This window comes from Streptomyces sp. L7 (assembly GCF_050990935.1).
GTDB lineage: Bacteria > Actinomycetota > Actinomycetes > Actinomycetales > Microbacteriaceae > Leifsonia.
On record NZ_CP194644.1, the window covers coordinates 4,119,346 to 4,138,573 of the forward strand.

Below are 19,228 nucleotides of genomic sequence, written 5' to 3' on the forward strand. Positions count from 1 at the left end.
TCAGCGCGTCGCGTCCTCCGGCCACGGCACCTCGGCGACCCGGCGGTACGACGTTCCCAGCGCGTCCCAGTGCTCGGCGAGCCGCGCGACCCGGGCGGCGAACGCCTCGAAGTCGCGCGGCGACACCACCTGGGCCGTGTCCGCAGGCGCCTCCGACCAGCCGATCTCGGCGACGGCCGCGAGCCGGGGGAACACCATCCGCTCGACTTCCTCGATCGTCGAGATGGTCTCCGTCCACAGCGGAGCCTCGACGCCGAGGATGTGCGCGTCTCCCAGTCCCGGCACGATCCGAGCGGGGTCCCACTCGTACGCGCTGCGGAGGTCCGTCGGGCCGTCGGCCCAGTCCTGACCGATCGGGTCCCCCTCCTCGTAGACGATGTCGAGATAGGCGACGTCGGCCGGGGACATGATCACCGCGCCACCTCCACGGACGAACGCCAGTGTCTCGTCGGCCGCGTCGTCGCGCGGGCTGCGGAACGACCAGTACTGACCGACCGTCCCCTCGGGGAGACCGGCCGCGTGGCCCATCTCGTGCCAGCCGACCGGGACTTTGCCGGCCTCGGCGACGAGCTGCGCCGCCCGCCGTACGAAGGCCTGGAAGTCCGCCTCCGGCGTGCTGAGGCACTCGTCGCCGCCGATGTGGAGGTACGGGCCGGGCGTGAGAGCCGCGACCGCGCCGATCACGTCCCGCACGAAGCCGTCGGTGACCGGGTCACCGGTGCGCAGGGTGCTGAAGCCGACCTCCGACCCGGTGTAGAGCGCGGGTGCGACGCCGTCCGGGTTGAGCTCGGGGTAGGAGGCGAGCGCCGCGTTGGTGTGCCCCGGCATGTCGAGCTCGGGGACGATCGTGACGTGCCGCTCCTGCGCGTAGGCGACCAGCTCGCGGTAGTCGTCCGCGGAGTAGAAGCCGCCCCGACTGCCGTCGGTGCCCGTGGAACCGCCGATGCGGGTCAGCTCCGGCCAGCCGGGGATCTCGATGCGCCAGCCCTGGTCGTCGGTCAGGTGCAGGTGGAGGTGGTTGACCTTCAGCAGGACGATCGCGTCGATGAACCGCTTGACGTCCGCGACCGGGAAGAAGTGCCGGGCGACGTCCAGCATGGCGCCCCGGTAGGCGAAGCGGGGGTGGTCCGTGATCCGGAGCGCGTCGACGGTCAGCGGGTCGCCCTCGCACTCGGCCGGCACGAGCTGCCGCAACGTCTGAACGCCCCGGAACGCGCCGGCCGCAGTGGCCGCGCCGATCCGCACGCCTTCGGCCGCGACCTCCAGGGTGTAGCCCTCGGCCGGGTGCCCGGCCGGCCCCTCGTCGTCCGCGATCACGATGGCGATGTCCCCGAACGCCGGAGGCTCGTGGACGACGGCGAGGTCGCGATGACAGTCCGTGGCCAGCTCGGCCCGCAGCAGCCGGCCCACCGCCTCGGCACCCTGACCCGCCACGATGATCCTGGCGCCGGGGAGGAGCGTGAAGGGCGCGTCGCCCGTCTTCTCGAGCTGGGCGGGGCGAGGCACGACCACGGATGCTCCTCACCGCGTCAGGGGATTCTCGGGGTTCGGCCGACACTGCCCGCCCGCGGGACGGCCATGTGCGAGTATCGCAGGCGTCCCGACTCGTCAGCAAGGCCTCCAGCGGATGAGCACGAGCCTGTTCCACGCCCCTTTGCTATGCTTGCTCACGTCGCGACTGGCGCTCAGATGGTCACCATCGGGGAGCGACAACGGTTACCTCGAACGAACGGATGGATTCGGCCGCGCGCCTGGGTCGATGCACAAAGATTGTCCATCCCTGCTTTCAAGGAGCCGATAGTGACCGACACCCTTCCCTCCACCTTCACCGCCCCCCTGGCGGAGGTCGATCCCGAGATCGCGGAGGTGCTGCAGCTCGAGCTCGGCCGCCAGCGCGACTACCTCGAGATGATCGCCTCAGAGAACTTCGTGCCGCGCGCCGTTCTCGAAGCCGTCGGCTCCGTGCTGACGAACAAGTACGCCGAGGGCTACCCGGGCCGCCGCTACTACGGCGGCTGCGAGTACGTCGACATCGCCGAGCAGCTCGCGATCGACCGGGCGAAGAGCCTGTTCGGCGCCGAGTACGCGAACGTCCAGCCGCACTCCGGTGCGTCCGCGAACGCGGCCGTCCTGTCGGCCATCGCCACCCCGGGCGACACCATCCTCGGTCTGGAGCTCGCGCACGGCGGCCACCTGACCCACGGCATGAAGCTCAACTTCTCCGGCAAGCTCTACAACGCAGTCGCCTACGGCGTCGACCCGGAGTCCTTCACCGTCGACATGAACGTCGTGCGCGACAAGGCCCTCGAGCACAAGCCGCAGGTCATCATCGCCGGCTGGTCGGCCTACCCGCGCCAGCTCGACTTCGCCGCGTTCCGCGAGATCGCGGACGAGGTGGGCGCGAAGCTCTGGGTGGACATGGCACACTTCGCCGGCCTGGTGGCCGCCGGTCTGCACCCGTCGCCCGTGCCTCACGCGGACGTCGTCAGCTCGACGGTGCACAAGACCATCGGCGGCCCGCGCTCCGGCTTCATCGTCAGCCGCGACATGGAGCTCGCCAAGAAGCTCAACTCCAACGTGTTCCCGGGCCAGCAGGGCGGGCCGCTCATGCACGTGATCGCCGCCAAGGCGACCGCGTTCAAGCTCGCCGCGACCGAGGAGTTCAAGGACCGCCAGGAGCGCACCGTCCGCGGTGCCAAGCTGCTCGCCGAGCGCCTCACCGCCGACGACTCGCGCGCCGCGGGCGTCGACGTGCTCACCGGTGGAACCGACGTGCACCTCGTGCTCGCCGACCTGCGCCACTCCGACCTCGACGGCCAGCAGGCGGAGGACGTCCTCCACGAGGTCGGCATCACCGTCAACCGCAACGCGGTGCCGTTCGACCCGCGCCCGCCGATGGTGACCTCCGGCCTCCGGATCGGCACGCCCGCCCTCGCGACCCGCGGCTTCGGCGACGCCGAGTTCACCGAGGTGGCCGACATCATCGCGCTCGCGCTGCGTCCCGGCGCCGACACCAAGGCGCTGCGCGCCCGCGTCGACGTGCTCACGGCCGCGTTCCCGCTCTACCCGGGCCTGACCCCCTCCGGCCAGGAGGGCTTCCCCGTCGAGCTCCCCTCCTCCATCTGACCCGGCGCCCAACCGCCGAGTACGCGAATAATCAGCAAAAAACCGTCGAGTACGCGAACTTTTCGCGTACTCGACGGTTGGCAACGAGTGTGGAGGGCCGCGTGACGGCGAAGATTCTGGACGGTAAGGCTACGGCTGCGTCGATCAAGGCGGAGCTGAAAGAGCGGGTGACCGCGCTGCGCGAGCAGGGCGTCGTGCCGGGGCTCGGCACGATCCTGGTCGGCGACGACCCCGGCTCGCAGTGGTACGTCGCGGGCAAGCACCGCGACTGTGCGGAGGTCGGCATCGCCTCCATCCGCCGCGACCTGCCCGCGGAGATCTCGCAGGCGGAGCTCGAGGCCGTGATCGAGGACCTGAACGGCGACCCCGACTGCACCGGCTTCATCGTCCAGCTCCCGTTGCCGTCGCACATCGACACCGACGCGATCCTGGAGCTGGTCGACCCCGCCAAGGACGCCGACGGCCTCCACCCGACGAACCTGGGCCGCCTGGTCCTCAACGTCAACCGGCCGATCACGACCCCGCTGCCGTGCACGCCGCGCGGGGTCATCGAGCTCATGCTGCGGCACGGAATCGAGCTGAACGGCAAGCACGTCGTCGTCGTCGGCCGCGGGGTGACCGTGGGCCGCGCGATCGGCTCCCTGCTCACCCGCCGCGAGTACAACGCCACGGTGACCCTCACTCACACCGGCACCGTCGACCTCGACGGCATCCTGCGCAGCGCCGACGTGATCGTCGCCGCCGCCGGTGTCGCCGGCCTGGTGACCGCCGACAACGTGAAGCCGGGCGCCATCGTCCTCGACGTCGGCGTGAGCCGCGTGGAGGACCCGGTGACGGGCAAGAGCAAGGTGGCCGGCGACGTGGCGGCAGACGTGGCCGAGGTCGCCGCGTGGGTCTCGCCGAACCCGGGCGGCGTCGGGCCGATGACCCGCGCGCTGCTGCTGCAGAACGTGGTGGAGTCCGCGGAGCGGGCGTTGGCGTGACCGCCGAGGACCGCATGCATCCGGCCGTCGAGCGGGTGGAGGCGGCGCTGCTGGAGGCCGGGATCGAGCCCCGCGTGCGCTGGTTCGACTCTGCGACCCCCACTGCGGCGTCGGCCGCGGCGGAACTGGGCGTGGAGGTGGGCGCGATCGCCAACTCGCTGGTCTTCACGATCGACGGCGAGCCGCTGCTGGTGATGACCTCCGGCGCGCACCGCGTCGACACGGCCTTCCTCGGCGAACGGCTCGGCGGCCGCATCCGCCGCGCCGACGCCGAGACGGTGAAGGCGGCGACCGGCCAGACCATCGGCGGCGTCGCCCCGCTCGGCCATCCCGAGCGTCTGCGCACGGTCGTCGACATCGCGCTCGCCGGCTACCCCGAGGTGTGGGCCGCCGCCGGCCACGCGCACACCGTCTTCCCGACGACGTTCGACGAACTCGTCCGCATCACCGGTGGCGAGCCCGGCCCCGTCGAACCCACCCCTGACCGCAGCCATCCGTTCCTCACTTTCTGCCGCGACACGCCGTCATGCGGCGGGAGAAACTGAGGAAGCGATGGCTGCTTTCAGGCTGTGGGGTGCTCGGTGACGTGGGTGAGGTAGGCGGCGGCGTTGCGGAGGATGCCGGCGCGCTCGTCGTCGGTGAGTTCTCGGCGCACTTTGCCGGGGACGCCGGCGACCAGTGAGCCGGGCGGGATGACGGCGCCCTCGAGCACGACGGTCCCGGCCGCGAGCAGGGAGCCCGCACCGACCACCGCGCCGTTGAGCACCGTCGCGTGCATCCCGACCAGCACGCCGTCCTCGATCATGCAGCCGTGCAGCACCGCGTTGTGGCCGACCGACACATCCGCGCCGATGGTCAGCGGGAAGCCGCGGTCGACGTGGCAGGACACGTTGTCCTGGAGGTTGCTGCGCTCGCCGAGCACGATGTCCTCCGCCTCCGCCCGCAGCACAGCGTTGTACCAGACGCTGGAGCCGGCGAGCAGTCGCACGCGTCCCGCGAGGACGGCGCCGGCCGCGACGAACGCGTCGTCGGCGACGCTGGGGGTGGAGCCGTCGGTGAGCGTGATGAGGGTCATGCCCACACCTTACGGGGCGACGCGGTCACTCGTTGACCAGCACGAACCGCTTGCGGACGACCCGTGCGCCCACCGCATCCCCCGCCTCGTCCAGTGCCGAGAGCACCCGGTCGAGGATGCGCGGAGGCAGCGGGAGCGGCAGCTCGTCCGGCTGGTCGACAGTCCCCGGTGGGTAGATCACGCCCGGCGTGTCCGACATCTCGACGTGCGCGCCGCGCAGTTCCCGTACGGGCGCGGTCGGCGCGTCCCGGAACCGGATCAGCCGTTCGATGGTCGCCCGGTACTGTGCGCGGTCGCGCACGTACAGGTGCCCGGGCAGCACGGTGTCGCCGGTGAACAGGATGCCGGTCTCCCGGTCGAAGAACGCCACCGCAGACGGCTCGTGCCCCGGTCCGCCGATGACGTCGATCGTGCGGCGCCCGAGTGAGAACTCCACTGTCTCGTCCGGCCACGAGCGGAAGCCGAAGAACGAGATCACCTGCGCCGGCGTGGTCCCGACCGGCGTCGTCCCCGGCCGGGAGGCCAGCAGCGGGTCACCCGCGATGTGGTCGCGGTGCGCGTGGCTGTGCGCCACGACGAGCGGATACGGCCGGGTGAAGACGGCCGGATTGCGGCGCAGCCAGTCCTCGGTGAGCGCATCCACCGCCGCCCGCAGCGGGAACACGCGCTCGTCGTTCGTCGCTCCGGTGTCGATGAGCAGCGCGCGCTCCCGCCCGAAGAGCAGGAACAGGAACGGCGCCTCCCAGTGCGACGACTTCGGCTGACGGAGCTGGACCGTGTCAGGACTCAGCCAGGCGATCTCCGGTGCGCTCATCGTCCCATTCTGACGAACGGACGTGACCGGAGGATGAACGCGTTCAGCTCTCCCGGCGCGATCCCTCCGACGCGTTCACCGTGAACAGCTCCGGCTGGCCGAAGCCGTGCTCGGCGAAGGCGCCGTCGAGAGCGACCTGCACGCGGCTGAGCGCGTCGACCGGCACCAGCGCGAGCGCCGAGCCGCCGAAGCCGCCTCCGGTCATCCGCGCGCCGATCGCGCCGTTCGCCTGCGCGGTCTCCACCGCGAGGTCGAGCTCCGGGACCGAGATCTCGAAGTCGTCGCGCATGGAGGCATGGGAGGCGTCGAGCAGGTCGCCGATCGCGGTCGGGCCGCTCTCGCGGAGGAGGCGGACCGTGTCGAGGACGCGCTGATCCTCCGTGACCACGTGCCGCACGCGGCGGAAGGTCACGTCGTCCAGGATCTCGCGGGCGCGCGGGAGGTCGTCCACACTCACGTCGCGCAGCGACTCCACGCCGAGCGCAGCGGCCCCCGCCTCGCACGACGCCCGCCGCTCGGCATAGCCGCCGGTGGCGTGCGCGTGGGTGACGCCGGTGTCCACGATGAGGATGGCGAGTCCGGCCTGCTCGAGCCCGAGCGGCACGATCTCCGATTCCAGCGAGCGGCAGTCGAGGAACACCGCGGCGTCCTGCTGGCCGAGCAGCGACGCGGACTGGTCCATGATGCCGGTCGGGGCGCCGACGACGATGTTCTCGCTGCGCTGGCCGACGCGGGCGAGCGTCTGGCGGTCGAGGCCCAGCCGCCACACGTCGTTGAGCGCGAGGGCGGTCGCGCCCTCGATCGCGGCGGACGAGGACAGGCCGGCGCCGACCGGGACGTTGGAGTCGAGCAGGAGGTCGAAGCCGGGAACCGCCGCGAGGTCGGCGCCGAACTCGCCGAGCGCCCAGGCGACGCCGAGCGGGTATGCCGACCAGCCGTCGAGCGCGTCGGGGGAGAGCCGGTCGAGGTCGATCTCCACCAGCTCGTCGGCGAACGTGCTGCCCACCCGGACGGTGCGGTCGTCGCGCAGCCCGAGGGCGGCGACGGTCCGGCGGTTGATCGCGAACGGCAGCACGAAGCCGAGGTTGTAGTCGGTGTGCTCGCCGATGAGGTTCACCCGGCCGGGGCTCGACCAGACGCCGTCGGGCTCGCGGCCGAAGATCGAGACGAAGTCGTCGCGGACGCCGGTGCGCAGGTCGGTCATGCGGGGCTCTTTCCTTCGGGGGCGGGAGCGGGGGAGGCGGGCACGGTCACGAGCCCCGAGATGCCGGCGGGCAGCTCGCCTACCGGGTCGTCGCGGTCGGCGCGGGCGACGGCCTCCCGGAGCGCGGCGGCGGCCTGCTCGGGCGGGATGTCGCCGATCCACGCGCCCATCGCGGACTCGGAGCCGGCCAGGAACTTCAGCTTATCCGCGCCGCGGCGGGGCGAGGTGAGCTGCAGCATGAGGCGGATGTCGTCGCGGTGCGCGTCCACGGGCGCCTGGTGCCAGGCCGCGATGTACGGCGTGGGGGAGTCGTAGAGCGCGTCCACGCCGCGCAGCACGCGCAGGTAGAGGGTGGCGAGCTCGTCGCGCTCGGCTTCGGACGTGGCGGCGAGGTCGGGGATGTGGCGGTGCGGCAGCACGTGGATCTCGATCGGCCAGCGCGCGGCGAACGGCACGAACGCCGTCCAGTGCTCGCCGGCCAGGATGAATCGTTCCGACGCGCGCTCGCGCTCCAGGATGTCGGCGAACAGCGTCGGCCCGTAGCTCTCCAGCGACCGGATGAGGGCGCTGGTGCGCGGGGTGATGTACGGGTAGGCGTAGATCTGCCCGTGCGGGTGGTGCAGGGTGACGCCGATGGCCTCCCCGCGGTTCTCGAACGGGAACACCTGGCGCACGTTCGGGAGGGCCGAGAGTGCCGCCGTGCGGTCGGCCCAGGCCTCGATGACGGTGCGCGCGCGCGTGGGCGTCAGGCTGCCGAACGAGCCGGTCGTCGCGGGGCTGAAGCACACCACCTCGCAGCGGCCAACGGACGTACGTGTGCGCTCCAGCCCGACCGCGGAGAGGTCGTCGAGATCCACGGGCTGGTCCGCGTCCTCCAGCAGCGGGCCGAATGACGGCGACTTGTTCTCGAAGACGGCGACGTCGTAGACGCTCGGGATCTCGGACGGGTTGCCCGGCGTGGCCGGCGCCAGCGGGTCGAGCTCGGCCGGTGGGAGCATGACGCGGTTCTGCCGCGCGGCGGCGATGGAGACCCAGTCGCCGGTCAGCGGGTCCTGGCGCATGGTCGCCGTGGCCGGCCGCGGCGCGGGCTCGCGGAGGTCGGGTGCGCGCTCCGGGTCGAGTGCGGAGTCCGCGTCGTCGTAGTAGATGAGGTCGCGACCGTCGGACAGGCGGTGCGGGCGCTTCGTGATGGCAGCCATGCTTACCTTTCGTTTCCGAAAGCAAATGTACAGATCGGCTTGCGGATTGACAAGTAAACGCAAGCGCTGGAGCATTGCCGGTATGAGCGAACCGCTGCCCGCCGCCCTCCGCCGCGAGCGGATGCTCGACCTCATCGGCCGTACCGGGTTCGTGCGCGTCGCCGAGCTGAGCGAGGCGTTCCAGGTCTCCGACGTCACCGTGCGCTCCGACCTCGACGCCCTCGACGCCCAGCAGAGCATCCGCCGCGTCCACGGCGGGGCGGTGCTGCGCGGCGCCGGCACGCGCGAGGCGAGCTTCGAGGAGGCGCTGGAGTCGTCCGCGGAGGAGAAGCGGCGGATCGGTGCGGCCGCGGCGGCGCTGGTGGAGTCCGGCAGCAGCGTCCTGCTCGACGTCGGCACCACCACCGCCGCGATCGCACGGGCCCTCGCCGAGCGCGACGACCTGGAGGACGTGACCGTCGTCACCAACGGCCTCACCATCGCCCTCGAACTGGAGCGCGCGATCCCGCGCTTCCAGGTTGTGGTCACCGGAGGCACGCTGCGGCCGCTGCAGCATTCGCTCGTCGAGCCGCTGGCCTCCGTGCTCCTGCAGCGCGTGCACGCCGACCTCGCATTCATCGGCTGCACAGGTGTCGACCCCGCGGGCGGCATCACGAACGTGAACCTGCCGGAGGCCGACCTCAAGCGCGTCATGGTGGCCTCCTCCGGCCGTGCCCTGGTCGTCGCCGACGGCTCCAAGCTCGGCCGCACACACGTCGGCCGGATCGCCGCGCTGGAGGACGTCGCCGGCCTCCTCACCGGTGAGTCCGCGGACCTCGGCGCGGTGCGAGCGCTGCGGGCCGCGGGCCTGCCCGTGACCATCGCCTAGGAATACGCTGTCTCCATGCGCGCACCGACAGGAGAGCAGTACGACCTCGAGTTCGGCGACCTGACCGCCACGGTCACGCAGGTGGCGGCCGGTCTCCGCACCCTCCGATACGGGGGAGTGGACATCCTCGAACCGTTCCCGGAGGACTCCACCCCGCCCTCGGCCGACGGCATCGTGCTCATGCCGTGGCCGAACCGGGTGAAGGACGGCGTTTGGGAGCTGGGCGGCGTGCCGCAGCGGCTCGCCCTCACGGAGCCGGCGCTGGGCAACGCGTCGCACGGCCTGCTGCGCTACCGCCCTTACACGCTGGTCGAACGCTCCGACTCGGCGGTGACCCAGGCGGCGACGATCTACCCGGAGGCCGGCTACCCGTTCATCCTCGACACCGCCGTCACGCACGAACTCGACACGGAGGGCCTGACGGTCACCCACGCCGTGACCAACCGCGGCGAGCGGAGCGCGCCCGTCGCCATCGGCGCGCACCCGTACCTCCGCATCGGCGACGTCCCGGCGAGCCGGCTCACGCTGACCGTCCACGCCGGCACCCGGTTCGAGACCGACGACCGGCTGAACGTCATCGGGGAGACCCCGGTCGCCGGCACGCCGTACGACCTCTCGGAGGGCGGTGTCGTGGCCGACCTCGACCTCAACGACGGCTTCGGCGACCTCCGACAGCCCGCCGAGCACGTGCTCGCCGCGTCGGACGGCCGAACGGTCACGCTCTGGGGCGACGCGTCGTTCGGGTACGTCCAGGTGTTCACCCACCGGGCGTTCGCAACGAAGGAGGCGGGTGAGGTCGCGCTCGCCGTGGAGCCGATGACGGCTCCGGCGAACGCGCTCAACACCGGACGGGGCCTGCGCTGGGTGGAGCCCGGGGAGACCTGGACCGCGCAGTGGGGGATCCGGCCGCGCGGCTTCGCCTCGGACTCCTACCTGGCGAGCTGGGGGTAGAGGACGCGCACGTCCTGGTGCAGCACGGCCTTCACCTGCTGCGCCGTCTCCCCGACGATCGCCTCCGCGTCTCCGGCGGCGACGGCGTCGAGCGCCTCGGCGACGACCTGCGCCGGCGGTACCTTGTAGCCGTCCGCGTGCGCGGCCATGTCGGTGTCGACGTAGCCGACGTGCACGCCGACCACCTGGATGCCCTGCGGCGCGAGCTCGACGCGGGCGGAGTTGCTCGCCGACCACAGCGCGGCCTTGCCCGCGCTGTAGGAGCCGATCGCGTACCAGCTCAGTGCGGAGTGCATGTTCACGATCGCGCCGCCGCCGTTCGCGGCGAGGACCGGCGCGAAGGCGCGGGTCACCAGCACCGGGCCCCAGAAGTTGGTGTCGAACTCGCGGTGGATGTCGGCCAGGTCGCCGCTCACCAGCGACTGGTTCACGCCGATCCCCGCGTTGTTGACGAGCACGGTCACGTCCGCGGCGGTCTCCGCGGCGCGCTGGATGCTCTCGACGTCGGTCACGTCGAGCTCCAGCGGCACGACGCGCCGGTCGGTGACGGCGACCGACTCGGGGCGGCGGGCGGCGGCGTAGACCTTCGACGCGCCACGCTCCAGGAGCTCGGCGACGAACGCCGCCCCCAGCCCGCGGTTGGCGCCGGTGACGAGTGCGACGCGTCCGGTGATGTCGGTCATGGTGGTCCTCCAAAAGTAAACCGATCTGTTTCCGGCAATGTACACAGATCGGTTTACTTTGCGCAACCCGGCCTCTAGAATCGACGCATGACCACGACGACCACCCCGCGCCCCAAGCCCCGGGAGCGCGTGCTGGACGCCGCCGCACGGCTCTTCATCCGCGAAGGTGTGCACGCGGTCGGCGTCGACCGCCTCGCCCAGGAGGCGCACGTCTCCAAGCGCTCCATCTACCAGCACTTCGAGAGCAAGGACGCGATCGTCGCGGACATGCTGACCGAGTACGGCCCTCGCGTGGTCGCGGGGTACTTCAGCGACGGCGACGACGGCCGCGCTCCGCGGGAGCGGGTCCTGCACGTCTACGACGCCCTCCACCGCGCCGCCGAGGCCGGCGACTACTTCGGCTGCCCGTTCGTCAACGTCGCCACCGAGCTGCGCGACCGCGAGCACCCCGCCGCGCAGGTGGCGCAGCACTTCAAGAGCGAGCTGACCGCGTACTTCGAACGCCAGGCCGAGGCGGCGGGCATCGCGTCACCGCACGTCCTCGCCGTGCAGCTCACGCTCCTGTTCGACGGCGCCTCCGCGAGTGCAGCGCTGTGCGGCGGCACGCCCGTGGCCGCGCGGCTCGCCGCGGAGACGCTCTGGGATTCGGCGGTGGCCGACGCGGCGGTCAGCGCCGGCCGGTGAGCGTGTGCACCGTCACGGCACGATCGACAGGAAGATGAACGCCGCGAAGACGATCAGGTGGATGCCGCCCTTGATGCGCGCCGCCTGCCCCGGCATGATCGTCAGGATGCTGATGACCACCGTCAGCATCAGCAGCACGATCTGACTCGACCCGAGCCCCAGGTGCAGCGGCCCCGGCAGCCAGATGGATGCGATCGCGATCGCCGGGATGGTGAGCCCGATGCTCGCGATCGCGGAGCCGAGCGCCAGGTTGAGGCTGGTCTGCATCCGGTTGCGGCGCGCAGCCTTCGACGCGGCGATGCCTTCCGGGAGCAGTACCAGCAGCGCGATGATCACACCGACGAACGACTGCGGGAGGCCGATCCCCGTCACCGCGCGCTCGATCGGGGTGGACTCCAGCTTGGCCAGCCCGACCACGGCGACCAGAGCGACCAGCAGAAGGCCCACACTGATCAGCGCGGTGCGGGTCGACGGTGCGTCGGCGTGGCTGTCCTCCGTGAGCGGCCTGCCCTTCGGGGAGACCGGGAGGAAGAAGTCGCGGTGCGCGAACGTCTGTGTGAACACGAACATCGCGTACAGCGCGACCGACGCGATCGCGGCGAACGTGAGCTGGCCGGGCGAGAACTCCGGGCCGGCCGTGGCCTCCGTGAAGGTCGGAAGCACCATCGTGAGGGTGGCCATCGCCGTCACCGTGCCGAGAGCGGCGCCGCTGCCCTGCGCGTTGAAAGTGGTGGTCTCCTTGCGGCTGGCGCTGAGCAGGAGGCTGAGCCCGACGATGCCGTTCATCGTGATCATCACCGCCGAGAACACGGTGTCCCGGGCGAGCGTCGCGGTGTCCTTGCCGGTGGTCATCAGCGTCACGATGAGCGCCACCTCGATGATCGTCACGGCCACGGCGAGCACGAGCGACCCGAACGGCTCCCCGACCCGGTGCGCGACGACCTCCGCGTGCTGCACGGCGGCCAGCACCGTCCCGGCCAGCACGACCGCGATCAGCGCGACGGCGACGGGCTCCAGCTCGACCGTCCAGAACGCGATCAGGACGACGACGCCGATGACGGGGACGAAGACCGTCCAGTAGCGTGCCAGCCAGGTCCCGAGAGCTCTCATGCCTTCATACTGTCAGTGCAAGTCGGGCCGGGGCGGCGCGTCATCGCTGGACGGACCGCCTCGGCGTGCTGACAATAGTGCATGTCCGTCTCGACGCGCCGCTCTGTCATCGCTCGGCCTGCTCTCGCCCTCGCGCTCGCCGCCGCGTTCGCCTGGGGCCTCGCCGGCTGCTCCGCCGGCGCGAGCCCGACGGCGTCCCCCGCCGGATCGGACTCCACCTCCGACACGGGCTCGTCGTCCCCGCGCCCGACAGCGAGCAACGCCTCCCAGCCCATCCAGGGCCAGTGCGCCACCTCCGATCTCACCGGAAGCATCGGCAAGGGCGGAGGCGGCGCCGCGGGCAGCGTGGAGGTCACCCTCGTCCTCACCAACAACGGGTCGACCCAGTGCTCGCTGCAGGGCTGGCCCGGCGTCTCGTTCGTGGGGGACGGCAACGGCACCCAGCTCGGCAACGCGGCGCAGTTCGACCGCAGCACCCCGCACGACACGGTCGTCCTCCAGCCGGGCGGCACCGCACAGGCGCCGCTGAAGATCACCCAGGCTCTCAACTACCCCGACGCGGACTGCAAGCCCAAGCCGGCGGACGGGTTCCGCGTGTACCCGCCCGGCTCGACCGAGTCGCTGTTCGTGAAGGCCGGCACCTACACGGCATGCACGGCCACGACGGTCAACCTCCTCACCGTCGGGGCTCTCGCAGCCCCGTGAGGCGCCTGACCGGGACGCCTCCCGGCGGGCAGTAGCCTGGGAGCGTGCCCACGTCCCGACGCGTTCCCGCACGCGCCACGCCCGCCTGGCTGACCAGGCTCGTCGTCGTCACGGCGCTCGTCGGAGTCGGCGCCGGGGTGGGCGGCGGGCTGGTCTACCTCGGCCTGCACACCATCCAGCACCTGGCGTTCGGGTACTCGGAGGGGACGTTCCTCGAGGGGCTGCTCGACGCCCCGCCGGTGAACCGCGTCGTCGCGCTGGTGCTCGCCGGCATTCTCGGAGGGGTCGGCTGGTTCTTCCTGCGCCGCTGGGGACGCCGGAGCACCGGTCGCGCCATCGTCTCGGTGGAGGCCGCGGTCGGGGGGCGCAGGATGCCCGCCGTCGTCACGCTCCTCAATGCGGCGCTCCAGGTGATCATCGTCGGCCTCGGCGCCTCCATCGGCAGGGAGGTCGCGCCGCGCGAGATCGCGGCCTGGTGGGCGTCGTGGCTGTCCGAGCGCGCCGGCGTGAGCGCCCGCGAGCGCCGCATCCTGGTCGCGTGCGGCGCGGGCGCGGGTCTCGCCGCCGTCTACAACGTCCCGTTCGGCGGCGCGGTGTTCGCCGTCGAGATCCTTCTGGCGGAGATCAGCTTCGCGACGGTGCTGCCGGCCCTCGCAACCTCCGCGATCGGGGCGCTCGTCGCCCGGCTGGTGGTGCCCGCCAATCCGCTCTACCTCGTGCACCAGATCCCGCTGCGACCGCAGATCGTGGTGTGGGCGATCCTCGCGGGCCCGATCATCGGCTTCGCGGCCGTCGGCTTCGTGCGGCTGACCCGATTCGCCCAGAATCACCGGCCTCAGTCGTGGGGCATCCTCATCGTGATGCCGCTGGTCTTCGCCGCCGTCGGCGTGGTGTCGCTCTGGCTGCCCGCGATCCTCGGCAACGGCCGCTCGCTCGGCCAGCTCGCGCTGACGGCGACGCTGCCGGTCGTCGTCATCCTGCTGACCACCGTGGCCAAGACGGCGGCGACCGTCGGCACCATCGGCGCGGGCGCCGCCGGGGGCACCCTGACCCCGTCGTTCGCGATCGGCGCGGGCCTCGGCCTGACGCTCGGCGGTGTGTGGGAGCTGGTCTGGCCCGGAGAGCCGGTCGCGGCGTTCGCGCTGCTGGGCGCGGCGGCCTTCCTGGCGGTGACGATGCGCGCGCCGTTGACGGCACTGCTCCTCGTGATGGAGTTCACCAACCAGGGCCCGGACATGCTGGCGCCGATCATGCTGTGCATCGCGGGGGCTGTGGCGGTGGGGTACGTGCTGGAGCGGGGGCGGTTCACCGGGGTGGCCTGAGCCGTTCGGCGGCGTGACCCTCCCGTGACCCGATTCATAGGAATCTCTAGTTTTCTCCCGGCGTAGTCAAAACCTGCGCATCACGGCCTCCCACTCGCATGCGGTGTGCTTTCGACATCAAGCCTGAAGTCGAGAGGACCACAGTCATGGACGAGGTCGAGGGAGTTCCCCCGCAGCACCAGAGCAGGGCGCGGCGCAGGCCGCCGCCGCACCGACCGGGGCGCCGAGAAGCCGGCGCCGGCTGATGATCGGGGTGTCCACCGCGGTCGCCGCGACCGTCGCCGTGGGTTCCGCGTTCGGGCTCGGGGCACTGGCCTACACCGCCGGGTCCGCCTCTGCGACCGCCTCCACCGCGTCCATCAGCGTCCACAACACGCTGAGCCGCAACGGGTTCGGCTCGGGCGGGTACGGATACGGGAACGGGAGCAGTGGAAGCTCTGGCGGCCCGCGTTCGGGATCCTCCTCGGGCTCGTCGGCCTCCACCGGCTCCTCCGCCCTCGCGAGCGCCACCGCCGCCGAGGAAGTCGGCGTGGTCGACATCACGTCCCAGCTCACCTACGCCCAGGCGGAGAGCGCCGGAACCGGACTCGTGCTGACCTCCGACGGCGAGATCCTCACCAACAACCACGTCGTGGAGGACGCGACCAGCATCAGCGTCACCGTCGTCTCGACCGGCGCCCAGTACACCGCGAAAGTGGTCGGCACCGACGCCACCGACGACATCGCCGTCCTCCAGCTCGGGAACGCCTCCGGTCTCAGCACCGCGAACCTGGACACCTCGGGAGACGCCGCCGTCGGCGACGCGGTCACCGGCGTCGGCAACGCCGGCGGCGCGGGCGGCACCCCGTCCGCCTCGCCCGGGACGGTGACGGCGCTGGATCAGACCATCACCACCCAGGCCGAGCAGACGGCCGTCTCCGAGACCTTGAACGGCCTGATCCAGACCGACGCCGACATCCAGGCCGGCGACTCCGGCGGTCCCCTGTTCAACTCCTCCGACCAGGTGATCGGCATCGACACCGCCGCCGCGCAAGGCGGCACGACGACCGCCGGCTACGCCATCCCGATCCAGAACGCGCTCACCATCGCGGGCGAGATCACCTCCGGCCAGGCGTCGTCCACGGTGACGATCGGCTACCCGGCATTCCTGGGCGTCGAGGTCGCGTCCAGCGACAGCACGGCGTCCGGCAGCGGCTACGGCGATGGCTCCTTCGGGTCTTCCGGCACCGCGACCGGCTCGGGCGCCGGCGCCACCCTCTCCGGTGTCGTCTCCGGCGGCCCCGCCGAGTCTGCGGGCCTCGCCGCCGGCGACACCATCACGGCGGTGAATGGAACGACGATCGACTCGGCGCAGGCCCTCACGGGCGCGCTCGCCGCCCTCCACCCGGGCGACAGCGCGACGATCGCCTGGACCGACGCCTCCGGCTCACCGCACACGGCGCAGGTGACCCTGGCGCAGGGGCCGGTCGCGTAGGCGACGGGACCAAGGCCCCGGGCTTCGTACCCGGGGCCTTCGTCGTGTCACGCGCACGTCGTTCTGGCGGAATCGAACCTGTGCGTAACCTTTCGGGTCGTCCGACCGATTAAGAGAGATGAGGGCCCGCACGGCGTCCGTCCACCACACGAAAGTAAGGAAGACCCGGATGTCGTTCATCTCCGTCATCGCCGGCCACAAGCTCGCCATCGGGCTCGTCGCGCTCGGGACCATCACCCTCGGCGGGACGGCGGCGGCCGCCTATGCGGACGCGCTCCCCTCCGGCCTCCAGGACGAGGCTCACGCGCTCATCGGAGCGCCGACCGCCGCCCCGACAGCGGACCCGACGGCGCCTCCCACCGTCGAACCGACCGACTCGGCGACGGACACGGCGACGCCGACGCCGACGCAGGACCCGACGTCCACCGCCGTCCCGGTCGGGCCGGACGCGTCGGGACCGGCGGCGCACGGTTTGTGCACCGCCTACGAGCACGGCGGCCTCGCCGCGACATCGGTCGCGTTCGCATCGCTGGAGAAGGCGGCCGGCGGTGCCGGTTCGATCGGCGCGTACTGCGCCACGATCGTCGCGCCGGGGCACTCCGCCGGTCACCAGCCCACGGCGGCGCCCACGCCCGAGCCGACCGAAACGGACGGATCGGACGGATCGGACGGACCTGACGGATCGTCGGCGCACGCGGCGCACGGCGGCTCGCAGAACGAGGGCGGCTCCTCCCACGCGGGCGGAGGCCACGGGCGGCCGTAGCCCGACGGGTGACGCGCCCGGTTGCCAGCCGCCGTTGTCAGCTCACGGGAGGCTCCGCCTCCCGGGCGGACGCGGATGCTGCGCGCGCGGGGGTGATGAGGCTACGAAGCGTGGCGCTCGTCGCGGGGCAGTGGGGTCCGTCCGCGGGGCGCCCCGGACGATCCCGCCGCACTGGTCCTCTCGCGTGCGTGGATCGCCGACGCCACGCCTCCGCCCGGAGTGCGCGCTCTCGACAGGCCACCGACTGCAGGGCCGAGTGAACCGGCCACGATCGCGGCCTGCGACGGGCATGTGCAGGCGGCGGCAACCCACCATCCGCGTGGACGTCATCCTCGATCCGGCTTGAGGCCGACTTCCTCCGAACTCGCAGAGCGTGAGCGTCGCAGGCTCAGCGGATGTGCTGCTTCTCTGAACGGCTGCGCAACCGTGCGACGCCGAGTACGGCGAAGCCGGCGGCCAGCAGAAGCCCGGCCAGTCCCGCTGGGAGCGCCTGATCCGAACCGGTCGCGGCCAACATAGTCGTCGCCGCGGAAGATACTGGGGCCGCCGGTGAGGGTGCCGGGAGTGCCGGCGTCGGCACCGTGCTTGCCGTCGGCGCTGTCGGGGTGACGGCGTTGGACGCCGGGGAGGGCGCGCCGGAACCGACGGCGTTCCTCGCGGTCACCGTGAACGTGTACGTGTCCCCGTTGGTGAGGCCAGTCACGGTGAGTGGAGAACCTGCGCCGGTCGCGGTTTGTCCACCGTTGCCCGGCGTGGTCGTGTCGGTGGCGGTGACTGTGTAACCGGTGATGGCCGAGCCGCCGTCACTGGCCGGAGGCGAGAACGCGACGGACGCCTGCCCGTTACCGGCGGTGGCCGAAACTCCCGTCGGCGCACCCGGCGCCGTTGCCGGGGTGAGTACCGACACCGTGTTGCCGGGGTAGCGGGTCACGTACACGGTGTTCGTTGTCGCATTCACCGCCACCGCATCGGTGTTCCCGCCGATGACGGGCACTTCGGAGGTCACCGTGTTGGTCGCACCATCGATCACCCACACGTTGAAGTCGCCTTGGTTAGTCACGTAGACGGTGTTCGTCGTCGCATTCACGGCCACCCCATAGGTGCTGCCGCCGCCGCCGGTGAACACGGTGGTCGTCACCGTATTGGTTGCCCCATCGAGCACGGTCACCATGCCGGCAGCATAGTTGGATACATACACGGTGTTCGTGATCGCATTCACCGCCACCTCGTATGAGGTCCCGGTGACGGGCACGGTGGCGGTCACCGTGTTGGTGGCGCCGTTGATCACCGACACCGTGAGGCCCCCAGAGTTGACCACGTACACGGTGTTCGTGATCGGATTCACCGCCACCCCGTACGGGGCACCTCCGACAGGGATGGTGGCGGTCACCGTATCGGTGACCCCGTTGATCACCGACAACGTATCGGCGTTCTGATTGGTGACGTACACGGTGTTCGTGGTCGCATTCACCGCCACCCCGTACGGGCTGCTTCCCACGGGCACAGTGGCGACCACCGTATTGGTGACCCCGCTGATCACCGACACCGTGTTGTCGCTGGAGTTGGGCACGTACACGGTGTTCGTGGTTGCATTCACCGCGGCCTCTGTCGGGCTCCCGCCGACGGGCACCGTGGCGGTGACCGTGTTGGTGGCCCCGTCGATGACCGACACCGTGTTGTCGCTGGAGTTGGGCACGTAGATGGTGTCGGTGGTCGCATTCACCGCCACCCCGGTCGGGGCGTTGCCCACAGACACGGTGGCGCTCACCACATAGCTGGTCGTGGCCGAGGCCGACACCGCGCCACCGAGCACAGCCAGCGGGGCGGCCAGGGCGACCGCGCCGACCAGCGCCGACACCCGCACCCGCCACGCCCGGTGGACGGACCCGCGTGTCCGCTGCCAGCCAACCGACCGAACCTGAATACTCCCACCTGTACCGTGCGGCGCGCTCAATACGTGACCTTCCTCAACGCCAGCACAGCGGAATCGTCCTGGACCGCGAACGCCCTCAGGCGGAAATCGCTCGATCTCATACCCTAGCCGTAGCGAGGGCCATCATCTGCCCCCAAAACAGAGCGCACGCGACCTCTTTCCACGAACCGGGGGTCGACAGCGAGGGCGCACCATCGCGGGCCCGCGAAGCGCGATGGCGCCGACGACCTGTGCATCCAAGTGGAACACGTCTGCTTCTGAACTCGGCGGGGCAAATGACCGGGTCGACGCGGTGGCGGAAGCCGGAGCGTCGACGCTGCCTCGGCGGGCACGG

18 protein-coding genes and 1 riboswitch are annotated in these 19,228 nt (G+C 71.5%); of the genes, 10 read left to right on the forward strand and 8 right to left on the reverse strand.

The genetic code is table 11. From position 1 onward, the window contains the following. Window positions 1–1,512 (reverse strand): beta-N-acetylhexosaminidase, encoded by a 1,512-nt coding sequence (locus ACR5MH_RS20875; protein WP_431348928.1) that lies wholly within the window; start codon window positions 1,510–1,512, stop codon window positions 1–3. Window positions 1,513–1,664: 152 nt separating this feature from the next. Beyond that, window positions 1,665–1,764: riboswitch (ZMP/ZTP riboswitch) on the forward strand. Between the two features lie 36 nt (window positions 1,765–1,800). Between ACR5MH_RS20875 and glyA the strand changes: the two genes are divergently transcribed. From glyA to ACR5MH_RS20890, 3 genes are all read left to right on the forward strand, one after another. Then, window positions 1,801–3,126, forward strand: a complete 1,326-nt coding sequence (glyA, locus tag ACR5MH_RS20880) for a serine hydroxymethyltransferase (RefSeq protein ID WP_433862115.1) — start codon at window positions 1,801–1,803, stop codon at window positions 3,124–3,126. Window positions 3,127–3,227: 101 nt separating this feature from the next. Beyond that, on the forward strand, window positions 3,228–4,109 hold the full coding sequence (locus ACR5MH_RS20885) for a bifunctional methylenetetrahydrofolate dehydrogenase/methenyltetrahydrofolate cyclohydrolase (protein WP_431348930.1): 882 nt from the start codon (window positions 3,228–3,230) through the stop codon (window positions 4,107–4,109). Window positions 4,110–4,123: 14 nt separating this feature from the next. Then, window positions 4,124–4,654 carry a YbaK/EbsC family protein gene (locus tag ACR5MH_RS20890; protein WP_431349477.1) on the forward strand — a complete coding sequence of 177 codons (531 nt, stop codon included), beginning with the start codon at window positions 4,124–4,126 and terminating at the stop codon, window positions 4,652–4,654. Between the two features lie 17 nt (window positions 4,655–4,671). Here the strand turns inward: ACR5MH_RS20890 and ACR5MH_RS20895 are convergent, their stop codons facing one another. From ACR5MH_RS20895 to galT, 4 genes are read right to left on the reverse strand one after another with little or no spacing between them, the layout of a single operon-like run. Then, window positions 4,672–5,184, reverse strand: a complete 513-nt coding sequence (locus ACR5MH_RS20895; protein WP_433862116.1) for a gamma carbonic anhydrase family protein — start codon at window positions 5,182–5,184, stop codon at window positions 4,672–4,674. Between the two features lie 25 nt (window positions 5,185–5,209). Continuing rightward, window positions 5,210–5,998 (reverse strand): MBL fold metallo-hydrolase, encoded by a 789-nt coding sequence (locus ACR5MH_RS20900; RefSeq protein ID WP_431348931.1) that lies wholly within the window; start codon window positions 5,996–5,998, stop codon window positions 5,210–5,212. A gap of 43 nt (window positions 5,999–6,041) precedes the next feature. Continuing rightward, a complete protein-coding gene (galK, locus tag ACR5MH_RS20905; RefSeq protein WP_431348932.1) occupies window positions 6,042–7,202 on the reverse strand; it encodes a galactokinase in 1,161 nt (386 codons plus the stop codon). Further along, entirely contained in the window at window positions 7,199–8,401 is a 1,203-nt protein-coding gene (gene galT, locus ACR5MH_RS20910) for a galactose-1-phosphate uridylyltransferase (RefSeq protein ID WP_431348933.1), read from the reverse strand. The genes galK and galT overlap by 4 nt, the downstream gene beginning before the upstream one ends. Before the next feature lie 82 nt (window positions 8,402–8,483). On the opposite strand from galT, the gene ACR5MH_RS20915 reads away from it, so the two are divergent. Beyond that, window positions 8,484–9,269 carry a DeoR/GlpR family DNA-binding transcription regulator gene (locus ACR5MH_RS20915; protein WP_431348934.1) on the forward strand — a complete coding sequence of 262 codons (786 nt, stop codon included), beginning with the start codon at window positions 8,484–8,486 and terminating at the stop codon, window positions 9,267–9,269. A 15-nt stretch (window positions 9,270–9,284) separates the two neighbouring features. Beyond that, window positions 9,285–10,220 carry an aldose 1-epimerase family protein gene (locus tag ACR5MH_RS20920; RefSeq protein WP_431348935.1) on the forward strand — a complete coding sequence of 312 codons (936 nt, stop codon included), beginning with the start codon at window positions 9,285–9,287 and terminating at the stop codon, window positions 10,218–10,220. On the opposite strand, the gene ACR5MH_RS20925 is transcribed toward ACR5MH_RS20920, so the two are convergent. Beyond that, window positions 10,199–10,903: an SDR family oxidoreductase gene (locus ACR5MH_RS20925; RefSeq protein WP_431348936.1), complete on the reverse strand. Its 705-nt coding sequence runs from the start codon at window positions 10,901–10,903 to the stop codon at window positions 10,199–10,201. The two genes, ACR5MH_RS20920 and ACR5MH_RS20925, sit on opposite strands and share 22 nt — an antisense overlap. A gap of 87 nt (window positions 10,904–10,990) precedes the next feature. Here ACR5MH_RS20925 and ACR5MH_RS20930 point away from each other — a divergent pair, with 87 nt between their 5' ends. Next, window positions 10,991–11,587 carry a TetR/AcrR family transcriptional regulator gene (locus ACR5MH_RS20930; protein ID WP_431348937.1) on the forward strand — a complete coding sequence of 199 codons (597 nt, stop codon included), beginning with the start codon at window positions 10,991–10,993 and terminating at the stop codon, window positions 11,585–11,587. Window positions 11,588–11,599: 12 nt separating this feature from the next. Here ACR5MH_RS20930 and ACR5MH_RS20935 read toward each other — a convergent pair whose 3' ends face one another. Then, window positions 11,600–12,697 carry a calcium:proton antiporter gene (locus ACR5MH_RS20935; protein WP_431348938.1) on the reverse strand — a complete coding sequence of 366 codons (1,098 nt, stop codon included), beginning with the start codon at window positions 12,695–12,697 and terminating at the stop codon, window positions 11,600–11,602. An 81-nt stretch (window positions 12,698–12,778) separates the two neighbouring features. Between ACR5MH_RS20935 and ACR5MH_RS20940 the strand changes: the two genes are divergently transcribed. From ACR5MH_RS20940 to ACR5MH_RS20955, 4 genes are all read left to right on the forward strand, one after another. Continuing rightward, window positions 12,779–13,402 carry a DUF4232 domain-containing protein gene (locus tag ACR5MH_RS20940; protein ID WP_431348939.1) on the forward strand — a complete coding sequence of 208 codons (624 nt, stop codon included), beginning with the start codon at window positions 12,779–12,781 and terminating at the stop codon, window positions 13,400–13,402. Between the two features lie 44 nt (window positions 13,403–13,446). Beyond that, window positions 13,447–14,724, forward strand: a complete 1,278-nt coding sequence (locus tag ACR5MH_RS20945; protein ID WP_433862117.1) for a chloride channel protein — start codon at window positions 13,447–13,449, stop codon at window positions 14,722–14,724. A gap of 244 nt (window positions 14,725–14,968) precedes the next feature. Continuing rightward, window positions 14,969–16,198: a S1C family serine protease gene (locus tag ACR5MH_RS20950; protein WP_431348942.1), complete on the forward strand. Its 1,230-nt coding sequence runs from the start codon at window positions 14,969–14,971 to the stop codon at window positions 16,196–16,198. Between the two features lie 169 nt (window positions 16,199–16,367). Next, on the forward strand, window positions 16,368–16,961 hold the full coding sequence (locus ACR5MH_RS20955) for a hypothetical protein (protein WP_431348943.1): 594 nt from the start codon (window positions 16,368–16,370) through the stop codon (window positions 16,959–16,961). A 388-nt stretch (window positions 16,962–17,349) separates the two neighbouring features. On the opposite strand, the gene ACR5MH_RS20960 is transcribed toward ACR5MH_RS20955, so the two are convergent. After that, a complete protein-coding gene (locus tag ACR5MH_RS20960) occupies window positions 17,350–18,819 on the reverse strand; it encodes a fibronectin type III domain-containing protein (RefSeq protein ID WP_431348944.1) in 1,470 nt (489 codons plus the stop codon). Between the last annotated feature and the right edge of the window lie 409 nt (window positions 18,820–19,228).

Excerpts from the sequence above, each read along its gene's own strand:
- ACR5MH_RS20890 (WP_431349477.1), top strand. The coding sequence starts at position 4,124 with ATGCATCCGGCCGTCGAGCGGGTGGAGGCGGCGCTGCTGGAGGCCGGG.
- ACR5MH_RS20895 (WP_433862116.1), bottom strand. The coding sequence starts at position 5,184 with ATGACCCTCATCACGCTCACCGACGGCTCCACCCCCAGCGTCGCCGAC.
- ACR5MH_RS20900 (WP_431348931.1), bottom strand. The coding sequence starts at position 5,998 with ATGAGCGCACCGGAGATCGCCTGGCTGAGTCCTGACACGGTCCAGCTC.
- galK (WP_431348932.1), bottom strand. The coding sequence starts at position 7,202 with ATGACCGACCTGCGCACCGGCGTCCGCGACGACTTCGTCTCGATCTTC.
- galT (WP_431348933.1), bottom strand. The coding sequence starts at position 8,401 with ATGGCTGCCATCACGAAGCGCCCGCACCGCCTGTCCGACGGTCGCGAC.
- ACR5MH_RS20915 (WP_431348934.1), top strand. The coding sequence starts at position 8,484 with ATGAGCGAACCGCTGCCCGCCGCCCTCCGCCGCGAGCGGATGCTCGAC.
- ACR5MH_RS20920 (WP_431348935.1), top strand. The coding sequence starts at position 9,285 with ATGCGCGCACCGACAGGAGAGCAGTACGACCTCGAGTTCGGCGACCTG.
- ACR5MH_RS20925 (WP_431348936.1), bottom strand. The coding sequence starts at position 10,903 with ATGACCGACATCACCGGACGCGTCGCACTCGTCACCGGCGCCAACCGC.
- ACR5MH_RS20930 (WP_431348937.1), top strand. The coding sequence starts at position 10,991 with ATGACCACGACGACCACCCCGCGCCCCAAGCCCCGGGAGCGCGTGCTG.
- ACR5MH_RS20935 (WP_431348938.1), bottom strand. The coding sequence starts at position 12,697 with ATGAGAGCTCTCGGGACCTGGCTGGCACGCTACTGGACGGTCTTCGTC.
- ACR5MH_RS20940 (WP_431348939.1), top strand. The coding sequence starts at position 12,779 with ATGTCCGTCTCGACGCGCCGCTCTGTCATCGCTCGGCCTGCTCTCGCC.
- ACR5MH_RS20950 (WP_431348942.1), top strand. The coding sequence starts at position 14,969 with ATGATCGGGGTGTCCACCGCGGTCGCCGCGACCGTCGCCGTGGGTTCC.
- ACR5MH_RS20955 (WP_431348943.1), top strand. The coding sequence starts at position 16,368 with ATGTCGTTCATCTCCGTCATCGCCGGCCACAAGCTCGCCATCGGGCTC.